We start from the raw sequence: 10749 nt of genomic DNA, 5'->3' as shown, positions 1-10749 counted from the left end.
CCGAACCCGGAAGCTAAGACCCACAGCGCCGATGGTACTGCATCCGGGAGGATGTGGGAGAGTAGGTCACCGCCGGACAATATTTACGGTTGAAAGACACCGGTTGTTCAGAGAGTAAGGCCCCGCCCTTGGCGGGGCCTTACTTGTTTAACACCGCGCCGAGATGGCAGAACACGTCCCGGCCCCGGGAAGAGCACTTACTGCCATCTCGCGAGAGAATCCTCACTCTTTGGCCGCCAGCCAAGCCACCACCACATCTCCAAGCAGAGTTCGGAGATGGTCGCTGAGCGGCGGCGCGTGCAGGTCTCTTCCGAAGAGATGGCCAAAAGTGTATTGGTTCGCGACTTGGAAGACGCAGTAGGCGCTGATGACCAGATGCACGTCAAAGGCGTCCACATCGTGCCGGAAGACTCCCTCCTCACGGCCGCGCTCCAGAATCTCCTCCAGCAGGCCGACGGCCGGCGCAACGAGTCCGCGGATCGAATCTATTTGTCGGATGAACACGCCGCGGTGGATGTTCTCGATCATCACTAGCCGGATGAAATCGCTGTGCCGTACATGGTGGTCATAGGTCAGCTCCGCCAGGCGGCGCACTGCCTCGATGGGGCCCAGCGCCCCGACATGGATGGCACGTTCCGCAGCACGGATGCCGCCGTAGGCACTCTTCAGCACCTCGAGATAGAGCTGTTCCTTGCTGCCGAAGTAGTAGTAGATCATGCGCTTTGTCGTGCGGGTTCTCGCGGCAATCTCATCCACCCGTGCTCCCGAGTAGCCCTGCGCCGCAAACACTTCGGTGGAGACCTTCAGAATTTCGGCCCGCGTGCGTTCCGGATCCCGCTTCCGTTCCGTTGCGGGCGGCCCGGCGGAACCCTCGGCCAGTTCTCTAAGTTCCTCCACCTCAGGTGCCCTCCTCAATCTCAGCCGCTGGATCCGCGGCCACATCATTAGCCAGTAATCGCCGCGGATTCCCGATCATCAGCATCCTCAACACCGGCTCGGCGAAGCCCGCCGCCCGGAGCTGCGGCAACACCCGCCGATGCACCGTTTCCATGTGCCAGTGGGGGACGGTACGTGAACGCCAGGACGGCGGCGTCATCCTGCTGAAGAACGCGGCATCGTGCGACAGCAGGATCCGGTCCGCGTACCCACGGCTGAGCAGCGCGCACAGCGTCCGGAACCGCTGCGCATCGGGAACGACGTGCTCCATGCCGAAGCGGTCGAAACCGAGGAAAGACCCGGCGTCGGCCAGCGACATCAGGTAGTCCAAGTCCTCCGAATCACCCGCATGGCCAATAACCACGCGATCCAGCGGCACCCCGAGGCGGGCGAGCAGCTGCTGCTGCGCCGTCCCGCCGCGGGACTCCGCATGTGAGTGGGTGGTCAGTGGTACTCCCGTCTCGAGATGGGCGTGCGCTGCAGCGGCGAACACCCGTTCGCTGTCAGGCGTGATGCCGCCGGAGTCCGAAAAGACCTTCAGCATGCCGGCACGCACGCGCGTCCCGGCTATCCCTTCCCTGATGTCCCGCAGGAACATCTCGATGAGCGGATCAGGGCCGCCCACCAGCCCGCCCGGGCGATGGGTCCGGAAAAACTGGGGCAGGCCGTCCGCCGTGTAGTAGCCGGTCGCGGCGATCAGCCGCACCGGGGTCCGCTCGGCCACCCGCAGCACCCGCCTGACGTCGCGCCCCAGGCCGGGAACCGTGAGGTCGACGACGGTGCGCACCCCGAGCGCGTGCAGCCGCCCGAAACCAGCCACCGCCCGGTCGAGCGCTTCCTCCTCGTTCCATTCCGGATGCGGCCAGTTCAGGTCCAGTTCCGGATGGCCGACGAAGACATGCTCGTGGACCAGAGTGGTGCCGAGCTGGTCAGCCGGCACCTCGCCGGTGAACGTCGAAACGGTGCCCGCCCTCGGCGAGCCCACCCCGGTCAGTCCGCCGTTGCCCGGATTGATTCGAACACTGCCAGCGAGTCGCCGGAATACTCTCCCTCCAAATACTCAAGCGCCTCAGTCTTGAACGCCTCGGTGTCCACATCCTCGATGATTTCCCAGTCGCCCGCGGCCTTCCACTCCGCCAACGTCTCTTCCTCATCGGCTGCCACGCACTCCGTCACCTCGCTGACGGCTGTCTCGACGGCAGCATTGAGGACGCTTTGCTGCTCCTCCGAGAGCTCGTCCCACACGGGACCGGCAATGACCAGATTGGTGTTGAGCTGGTGATTGGTCATGCTCAGATAGTCCTGCACCTCGGCGAGGTTCTGTGCCTGGATGTTGGTGATCGGGTTCTCCTGGCCGTCAACAGTGCCCTGCTGCAGCGCCAGGTACAGCTCCTCATAGGCCACCTCGGTGGCGGAGGCGCCCAGGGCCTCAGCATTCATCAGGAACTGCGGTGAACCGGGGAACCGGATCCGCAGCCCTTCCAAGTCGGCAGGTTCGGCTATGGGGGCGTTGGCGGTGAACTGCCGCGCACCCGCCGACCACGCGCCGAGGGTTTGGATGCCGGCGGCCTCCGCGAATCCGTCGGTGACCGTCTGCGATTCCTCGCTGGCCATGAAAGCGGCCAGATGATCGGCGTCTTCGAAGACGTAGGCGGCGTCGAGCACGCTGATCGGTTCATACACGGCACCCAGGGCCGAGGCGCCCTGGATGTCGATGTCGATGTCCCCTGACTCGACGGATGAGATGCGGTCCGCATCGCCGCCGAGCTGGCTTGAGGGGAAAATCTCCACCGTCATCCCGGCGTCGGCCGCGGCGACCTCGTCCGCGATAACCTGTGCGCCGCAGCGGTGCTGCGGCTGATCCTCGTTGTAGCTGTGGGCGAGCGTCAGCTCGATTTCTTCCTCGCCGCCGCCGCCTTCCGACTCAGTTTCCCCGCCCGCGCAGCCGACCAGCAGCAGTGCTGGCAGCGCGGCCAGGGCGGTCCAGGCCGTGAGCCTGGTTCGTCGTTCTGTCATCGATTCTTCCTCTCAAAGGGTCCGCCGGGGATAGCCGGACAGGTGGTGGAACCGCGGGGAGGAAGCTCCTCCACCGCGTTTTTTTGCGCCCAGACCGCAAAGCTTCGTGGCGAACATGGCCTCACAGCCCCAGCCATCGCGGCAGCGTCTGCACCGCATCGGGGAAGAAGACGATGAGGATGACGATCACCAGGAACGGAATGATGAACGGCAGCGATCCGCGGAAGACCTCGCCGATCCGGGTCTTCGAGACCGCGGAGGTGACAAAGAGGACCGTTCCCACCGGAGGCGTCAGCAGGCCGATCATCAGGGAGATGATCAGCAGCACGCCGAAGGAGACGGGGTCGACGCCGTATTCAATGGCAATCGGCATCAGGATGGGCACAACGAGCACAAGGATCGCCGTCGCGTCGATCACGCAGCCCAGCACCAGTGCCAGCAGGACGACGAGCGCCAGGAACACCGTGGGATTGTCGGTGAGGCCGAACAGGGCTTCCGTGAGCATCTGGGGCAGCCGCTCGCGCGCCAGGATGTAGCCGAGCAGTGAGGCGCTGGCAACGATGAGCATGATGCCGGAGGTGGTGAGAACGGTTTCCTTGATGGCCGCGATCAGCCCGGTGAGGGTCAGGGAGCGCTGGACTATGCCCAGCAGCAGCATGTACACGACGCCAACGGCAGCAGCCTCGGTGGGCGTGAAGATGCCGCCGAGGATGCCGCCCAGAATGATGATCGGTGCCAGCAGCGGGAGAATGACGCCTTTGAGCGACTGGAGGAACTCGGTCCGGTCAAACCTGCCGCGCACGAGGTTCGGCTGGCGCCGCACCAGGAAAAACACGACGATGCACAGCCCCAGCGTCATCAGCAGCGCGGGAATGACCGACGCCGCGAAGAGGGCGCCGGTTGATACGGCGGCGAGGCCGGAGAAGATCACTGCCGGAATGCTCGGCGGCATGACCGGCGCGATCAGCGACGAGGAGGCCACGACGCCGGTGGCGAAGCGCCTGCTGTAGCCGTTGCGCAGCATGGCCGGGATCTCGACCTTTCCCAGCGCCGCGGCGTCGGCGACGGCCGACCCGCTCATCCAGGAGAACCCCAGGCTTACACCGACGCTCACATAGCCCAGGTTTCCGCGCACCGAGGCGAAGGCCGCCATTGCAAAGCGGAACAACCGGTCGGCGATGCCGGCGTGGTTGGCCAGGGCGCCGAGAAGGATGAACAGTGGAACAGCGAGCAACGGGAAACTGTCGGCGGCGTTGGCGACCTCCCGCAGGGCGCTGCCGGGGGAGCGGCCGTTGAGGCTCATGTAGACCAGAGATGGGCCGAGGAAGGCGATCGCGACGGGTACCCGCAGCACCAGCAGCACCGCGATCGCGATGCCGAGCAGCGTGAGCATCATGAGAGGACCCCCGGTCCGTCGTCGCCGTCGTATTCCGTGAGCATCGGCCCGTTCCGGGCAACGAGGACGGCAGCGACGAGGGCGCGGATGGTCATGCTGGCGACGCCGATGAGCACCGGGATGTAGACAACGGACATGGGGACGCGCAGCACCGGCGACTTGATGATCTGCTGCGAGTCGATCAGGGCAAGGGCCTCCACCGCCAGGCCCACGCCGGTGGCGGCCACGACGAGCAGGGCGAACACCTGCACCCACCGGACGACCATCTGGTTGGGCACCGCGTCCATGATTTCAAGAGCAATGTGGCCGTTTGTGCTCACGAGAACGCCCGCCGCGGCGAACGTCAGCCAGATGAGGGAGAAGCGGGCCAGTTCTCCGGTCCAGGCAAAGCCGTCGCCGGGAAAATACCGCTGCAGCGCCTGCAGGAACACCATGAGCAGGATGGTGATCAGCGACAGCGCACCGATGGTCACCTCGAGGCGGGTGATCCACACTTCGATGCTCCGCCATCGCCCCCGCGATGCCTGCGGTTCCCGCTGGCTGTTCGTCACGTGACTCCCTTGTCGACGATCCGGATCTCGGGAGTAACGTACTGGTTATTACATTGCGGCTCAAATCACAGTATGGTCACAAAATACTTGGGTGCCCGGCTCAGTTTTTGCCCTGCCGGCGGGGCTAAAGCCAGGTTCCGCCGCGCATCACGCCGGTCGGCTGGAGTTCGGCATCCAGCAGCAGCACATCGGCAGCGGCACCGGCGGCGAGGGTGCCGATCTGCCCGGATCGTCCCAGCACCCGGGCAGGAACCTCGGTGGCGGATTGCAGGGCAGCCTCCAGGGGCACCCCGGCAGCTACGGCATTTCGCACCAGATCCAGCATGCTGGCGGTGCCGCCGGCAATCGCGCCGGAGGCCAGCCGGGCCACGCCGTCGTGGACCTGAACCTCGGCCGGACCCAGGCGGTACCGTCCGTCAGCGAGTCCGGCGGCCGCCATCGCATCAGTGACGAGGGCGATGTTTCCAGCGCCCAGCAGTTCAAACATGGCGGCCACCAGAACCGGGTCCAGGTGCGTGTTGTCGGCGATCAGCTCGACGACGGCGTTGCCGGCCCGCGCTGCGCGCAGCGCCGCAGTGACCGCGCCGGGCGAGCGGTGGTGAATGGGATCCATGCCGTTGAACAGGTGCGTCACTGTCGGCACCGGTCCCGGGACGTGTCCCGGCACCAATTCCGCCAAGGATTCCGGCATGGAGTCCGGCAGGGGGGCCGCTCCGGCTCCGCCCGGATATTGCCGGCGGGACGCCAGTCCCGCCGCCGCCCGCGCGAGGGAAGCGCCGGCGTCGTGAGCGGTGGCCGCGGTGTGGCCGAGCGACGGAACCACCGCATGCGCCGTGAGCAGGTCCACGAGCTCATCCGAGCCGGGCAGTTCCGGAGCATAGGTCATGGTGCGCAGGTGCCCGCGGCCGGCGGTTATCAGGTCGGCGGCGAAGGCCTGGTCGGGGGAGCGCAGCCAGCGCGGATCCTGGGCGCCGCAGCGGGCCGCGGCCAGGAACGGACCTTCCAAATGGATGCCGGCCAGGTCGCCGGCCTCCGCCAGCCCGGCGAAGATGTCCAGGCCGGAGAGCAGATCGGCGGGCGCCGCGGTGACCAGGCTGGCCAGCACCGTGGTGGTGCCCGCGGCGTGCATGCGCTGCAGCGCGGAGCGGGCGGCACCGGCATCCGCGGACGGGAAGTCAACGCCGTAGCCGCCGTGGGTGTGCAGGTCTATCAGGCCGGGGACCGCCAGCTGCCCGGGTGGCAGGCGGACTTCGGCGATGCGGCCAGCGCCGGCAACGGCTCCGGCGTCGAGTTCTGCCAGCGCCGCGGGGAGTCCGGACTCGGGCCCGGCGTAGAGGATGCTGCCGCCGGCGACGGCAATCGCGCTGTTCTCCACGATGCGGGATTCCAGCAGGATCCGGCCGCGGATGACCGTCACGGACGGAAGGGCGGGTGAGGGATGTTCCGGCGGGTTCACGCCGGCGTCCCGGTGTCGGTGAGTTTGGCGGCAGCCGCGCGGTCCAGCACCACGGTGACGCGGGGGTGCAGCTGCAGTGCGGAGGCCGGGCAGTCCGGGGTGACCGGTCCCTGCAAGGCGCGCGCAACGATTTCGGCCTTGTCCGCGCCGTGGGCGATGAGCAGCAGGTGGCGGGCGTCGAGAATGGTGCCGAGGCCCTGGGTCAGGCAGCGGGTGGGAACCTCGTCCGGCGAGTCAAAAAAGCGGGCGTTGGCGCGCCGGGTCCGTTCGGCCAGCTCTTCCACGCGGGTGCGGGAATCCAGGGCAGAACCGGGCTCGTTGAAAGCGACGTGGCCGTTGTGGCCAATGCCGAGGATCTGCAGGTCGACGCCGCCGGCGTCGCGGATGGCCTGCTCATACTCCCGCGCCGCAGCGTCCAGATCGGCGGCGGCGGCGTCGGGCACGCGGACTGTACCCTGCGGCAGGCCCAGCCGCTCGACCACTTCACTGTTGATCACCGTCGCGTAGCTGCGGGGGTCGCCGGGCGGCAGCCCCACATACTCGTCCAGGGCAAACCCGCGAACACCGGAAAAGTCTTCACCGGATTCCGCCAGCGCGTTGTACAGCGGCAGCGGAGAGGAGCCGGTGGCAAAGCCGAGCACGGCGTCGGGCTTGTCCTGCACGCAGTCCCGGACGACGGCGGCGGCCGCGGCTCCGGCTGCTGCCGGACTGTCCAGAATTCGAACCGTCATGGTGTTGTCCTTTACCCCGGTCATCGGCTGACCATGTCGTGGATGGCTTCGCGGATGCCGTCGAAATGGTTGTTGATGCGCTCCGAGGCCAGCGTCCTGTCCCCGGCGCTTACGGCTTCGAAGATTTCACGGTGCATCTGCGCGGTGGCGTGCAGGCTGCCTGCCTTCATGCCGGCCTCGGCATGGATCCGGCTGTAGACATCCCAGAATACTGACAGCAGGTGGGTCAGGAGCTCATTGTCCAGCGGCTCAAACAGCTGCCGGTGGAACTCCGAGTCCACTGCGGCCAGTGCCTGCCCCTGATCGGCCAGCGATTCCATTTCCCGCACCGTTTCTTCAATGCGGGCCAGATGAGCAGGGGTCATCAGGCTCATTGCCTGTCCGATCAACCCGGATTCCAAGGTCTGCCGGACATCGACGAGTTCCAGCGCCTCCTTGCCCTGCTGCCGCAGCGAGAGCCGTCCCCGGAAGCTCAGTCCGGCAGTCAGGGCATCGAAGTTGGTCGGAGCGACAAACATGCCGTAGCCGTGGCGGATCTCGACCACGCCGAGGGCCTGCAGGACCTTGAGGGATTCCCTCAGCGTATTGCGGCCCACGCCCAGCGCGGAGCAGAGCTCGGCCTCGGTGGGCAGCGGGCTTCCGGCCTCGAGCTTGCTGTCCAGGATCAGTTCCATGATGTCGTTCTGCAGGGCCGCCAGTCTTGCCTGGGCGCTGAACCGCGGCAGCCGGGCCTGGGCGGGGAGCGCCGCCGCTGAGGTTCTGCCTGCCTCGCTGGACGTAGGCGTTGTGGTGTCGTTCACCAAAATCGGAACTCCTTCGGAAATGGTTCTTCGAGCAATATGCACAGAGCGGGTCCGCCGCGGTCGGGACAGCGCCCCGGCCGGAGTTCTGCGGTTCATAGGTGTGACGTGCTTGACCCACTGTTGTGATTCAGCCTACAGTCTAATCAACCCGCATGGGATGTCCTACGTCCGATATCCGCATCACACCCGAATGGTGAGGCACCTTGATGAGCACAACTTCTGAAAGCACCGGTTTCCTCCGGAACGCTAGCCGGCGCGATTTTCTACGCATTGCCGGTGTCCTGGGCACCGCTTCAGCTTTTGCCGGCTCCCTGGCTGCCTGCAGCCCGGGCGGCGCTCCCGCGGCCACCGGCACCGGCGCCGTTGCCGCAGACTCCATCGAGGCCGGAATCTCCTATTCCCTGTCCACCGGCTTTGACCCGATGGCTGCTACCGGCGCGACGCCGGTGGCAGCGAACCTGCACATCTTCGAAGGCCTGACCGAGCTGCACCCGGCCACCCGGGAGCCTTACCTGGCGCTGGCAGCAGCGGAGCCGGAGAAGCTCAACGAGACCACGTACCGGGTGACGCTCCGCGAAGGAGCGACCTTCCACAACGGCGCTCCCGTCACCGTCGACGACGTCGTTTTCTCCTTTGAACGCGTGCTCGATCCGGCCAACAAGTCCCTGTTTGCCGGCTTCATCCCCTTCATCGCCTCCGTCACCGCCGACGGCGACGCAGTGAAGTTCACGCTGAAGTACCCCTTCGCCGAATTCTCCCCGCGCATCTCCGTGGTCAAGATTGTTCCCAAGGCGCTGGCCTCGGACACGGCCACCTTCGACCTGGCACCGGTAGGCAGCGGCCCGTACAAGTTTGTCTCGGCGGTCAAGGAAGACCGCATTGTCTTCAAGAAGTTCGAGGAATACAACGGCTCCTATCCGGCCAAGGTCACCGACATGACCTGGCTGCTGCTGGCGGATCCGGCGGCCCGCGTGGCCTCGGTCCCGTCCCGGACCCAGGCCATCGAGGACATCCCCTACCTGGACGTGGACCAGCTGAAGGCCAAGCTCGACGTGGAGTCGGTGCAGTCCTTCGGGCTGCTCTTCCTCATGTTCAACTGCGTGTCGGAGAAGTTTGCCGACAAGCGGGTGCGGCAGGCCCTGCACTACGCCACGAACACCGAGGACATCATCAAGAAGGCGCTGCTGGGCAACGCCGCCGCCGCGACCTCCTACTTCCAGAAGGGCCATCCCTCCTACACCGAGGCCGGCACCGTCTACGGCTATGACCCGGAGAAGGCCAAGGCACTGCTGAAGGAAGCCGGCGTCGAAAACCTGACCCTGACGCTGACCTCCACCGACGCCGGCTGGGTCACCCGGGTGACCCCGCTGATCAAGGAAAACTGGGACGCCATCGGCATCACCACCACGCTGGAGCCGCTGCAGTCGGCAGCGGTCTACGCACCGGAAAAGGTGGGCGGATTGAACTTCGACGTTCTGATCGCCCCGGGCGACCCCTCGGTCTTCGGCAACGACGGCGACCTGCTGCTGAGCTGGTTCTTCCGCGGCGACACCTGGGCGAAGAACCGCATGGCCTGGTCCGGCACACCGGAGTTCGCTGACATCACGGCCAAGCTGGACGAAGCGGTGAAGCTGGATCCGGCCGAGGCGAAGAAGCTGCACGCAGCCGTCGTCGACATCGTTGCCGAAGAGGCGCCGCTGTACCCGCTGTTCCACCGGCAGCTTCCCACCGCCTGGGACAGCGGCACCCTCGACGGCTTCCAGCCGCTTCCGACCACCGGTCTTTCCTTCGTAGGCGTAGGCCGGAAGTAAGACCCCGGCCTGACGGAGGAGGGGAAAGCCCCCAAGACCGCACCCTCCTCCGTCAGGCCGGCCCCCGCACCACTTGGAGAAATAAAACATGGCAACACTATTGCGCCTGCTGGGCCGCAGGCTGGCAGCCCTGCCATTCATGCTGCTTGGCGTGACCATCATGGTCTTTATCGTCCTGTCGGTGATCCCGGCAGACCGTGCCACAGCCGTCCTCGGCGAAAACGCCAGTGAAGAGGCCAAGGAGGCGTTCCGCGAGGACCGCGGCCTGAATGACTCCCTGCTGGTGCAGTTCCTGCGCTACCTGGGCGGCGTGGTGCGGCTGGACTTCGGCTTCACCAACCCGCCGGAGGAATCGGTGGCCTCCAAAATTGCCTCCGCGTTCCCGGTCACCCTGCAGCTGACCCTGCTGGGCATCCTGCTGGCCGTGTTCCTGGCCCTGGTCCTCGGCGTCACCAGCGCCCTGTACCGGGACCGCTGGCCGGACCAGGCCATCCGCGTCTTCTCCATCGCCGCGATTGCCACGCCGTCCTTCTGGCTGGCCATCCTGCTCATTCAGTGGTTTGCACTGCCCGCCGGCTCCATCTTCCCCACCGGCGGCCTGGACTGGGCCGAACAATACGGCTTTGTCGGCTGGATGTACTCCATGGCGCTCCCAGCCCTCGCGCTGGGCCTGCCGGTCTCCGCCTCCCTGATCCGCGTGGTGCGCACCTCGATGGTCGAGGAGCTGGACCGCGACTATGTCCGCACCGCCATCGGCAACGGTGTTCCGTACCGGACCGTGGTCGCCCGGAACGTGCTGCGCAACGCCCTGGTGACCCCGGTGACCGTCCTGGGCCTGCGCATCGGCTACCTGCTCGGCGGCGCCGTGGTGATCGAGAAAATCTTCAACCTCAACGGCATGGGTGACCTGATCATCGTCGGGCTGAACACCTCGGACACCAACCTCGTCCAGGGCGCCGTGCTGACCATCGCCGTGGCCTTCGTCGTCGTCAACATCCTGGTGGATGTCCTCTACGTACTCATCAATCCCCGGATCCGGACGGTATAAG

Annotated in this window: 10 protein-coding genes and 1 rRNA gene; 3 read left to right on the top strand and 8 right to left on the bottom strand. The window is 66.2% G+C overall.

Going from position 1 to position 10749, the window contains the following annotated elements:
* Positions 1-78: ribosomal RNA gene (gene rrf, locus QNO00_RS14235) — 5S ribosomal RNA — on the top strand; the annotation flags it as partial.
* A 144-nt stretch (positions 79-222) separates the two neighbouring features.
* On the opposite strand, the gene QNO00_RS14230 is transcribed toward rrf, so the two are convergent.
* From QNO00_RS14230 to QNO00_RS14195, 8 genes are all read right to left on the bottom strand, one after another.
* Positions 223-897, bottom strand: coding sequence for a TetR/AcrR family transcriptional regulator (locus QNO00_RS14230; protein WP_284024975.1), 675 nt, complete (start codon positions 895-897; stop codon positions 223-225).
* 1 nt (position 898) lies between these two features.
* A complete protein-coding gene (locus tag QNO00_RS14225; RefSeq protein ID WP_284024974.1) occupies positions 899-1921 on the bottom strand; it encodes a phosphotriesterase family protein in 1023 nt (340 codons plus the stop codon).
* Between the two features lie 5 nt (positions 1922-1926).
* Complete coding sequence (locus QNO00_RS14220) at positions 1927-2952, bottom strand: DctP family TRAP transporter solute-binding subunit (RefSeq protein ID WP_229964384.1); 1026 nt, start codon at positions 2950-2952, stop codon at positions 1927-1929.
* Positions 2953-3073: 121 nt separating this feature from the next.
* Entirely contained in the window at positions 3074-4348 is a 1275-nt protein-coding gene (locus QNO00_RS14215) for a TRAP transporter large permease (protein WP_229964385.1), read from the bottom strand.
* The gene (locus tag QNO00_RS14210) at positions 4345-4899 is read right to left on the bottom strand and encodes a TRAP transporter small permease (protein ID WP_229964386.1); all 555 of its coding nucleotides are present in this window, start codon (positions 4897-4899) and stop codon (positions 4345-4347) included. Before QNO00_RS14210 ends, QNO00_RS14215 begins: the two co-directional genes overlap by 4 nt.
* Before the next feature lie 124 nt (positions 4900-5023).
* Complete coding sequence (locus tag QNO00_RS14205; protein WP_284024973.1) at positions 5024-6355, bottom strand: N-acetylglucosamine-6-phosphate deacetylase; 1332 nt, start codon at positions 6353-6355, stop codon at positions 5024-5026.
* Positions 6352-7086, bottom strand: coding sequence for a glucosamine-6-phosphate deaminase (locus tag QNO00_RS14200; RefSeq protein ID WP_284024972.1), 735 nt, complete (start codon positions 7084-7086; stop codon positions 6352-6354). The genes QNO00_RS14205 and QNO00_RS14200 overlap by 4 nt, the downstream gene beginning before the upstream one ends.
* Positions 7087-7106: 20 nt before the next feature.
* Positions 7107-7811, bottom strand: a complete 705-nt coding sequence (locus tag QNO00_RS14195) for a FadR/GntR family transcriptional regulator (protein WP_231712030.1) — start codon at positions 7809-7811, stop codon at positions 7107-7109.
* A gap of 284 nt (positions 7812-8095) precedes the next feature.
* Here QNO00_RS14195 and QNO00_RS14190 point away from each other — a divergent pair, with 284 nt between their 5' ends.
* Positions 8096-9700 (top strand): ABC transporter substrate-binding protein, encoded by a 1605-nt coding sequence (locus QNO00_RS14190; RefSeq protein WP_284024971.1) that lies wholly within the window; start codon positions 8096-8098, stop codon positions 9698-9700.
* Between the two features lie 88 nt (positions 9701-9788).
* Entirely contained in the window at positions 9789-10748 is a 960-nt protein-coding gene (locus QNO00_RS14185; RefSeq protein ID WP_229964391.1) for an ABC transporter permease, read from the top strand.
* Position 10749: the final 1 nt, after the last annotated feature.

The organism is Arthrobacter sp. zg-Y1219 (genome assembly GCF_030125545.1).
Taxonomy (GTDB): Bacteria; Actinomycetota; Actinomycetes; order Actinomycetales; family Micrococcaceae; genus Arthrobacter_B.
The sequence above is the reverse complement of the archived record's forward strand: the minus strand, read 5'-3'. Positions and strand labels throughout refer to the sequence as shown.

Excerpts from the sequence above, each read along its gene's own strand:
- QNO00_RS14220 (WP_229964384.1), bottom strand. The coding sequence starts at position 2,952 with ATGACAGAACGACGAACCAGGCTCACGGCCTGGACCGCCCTGGCCGCG.
- QNO00_RS14215 (WP_229964385.1), bottom strand. The coding sequence starts at position 4,348 with ATGATGCTCACGCTGCTCGGCATCGCGATCGCGGTGCTGCTGGTGCTG.
- QNO00_RS14200 (WP_284024972.1), bottom strand. The coding sequence starts at position 7,086 with ATGACGGTTCGAATTCTGGACAGTCCGGCAGCAGCCGGAGCCGCGGCC.
- QNO00_RS14190 (WP_284024971.1), top strand. The coding sequence starts at position 8,096 with ATGAGCACAACTTCTGAAAGCACCGGTTTCCTCCGGAACGCTAGCCGG.
- QNO00_RS14185 (WP_229964391.1), top strand. The coding sequence starts at position 9,789 with ATGGCAACACTATTGCGCCTGCTGGGCCGCAGGCTGGCAGCCCTGCCA.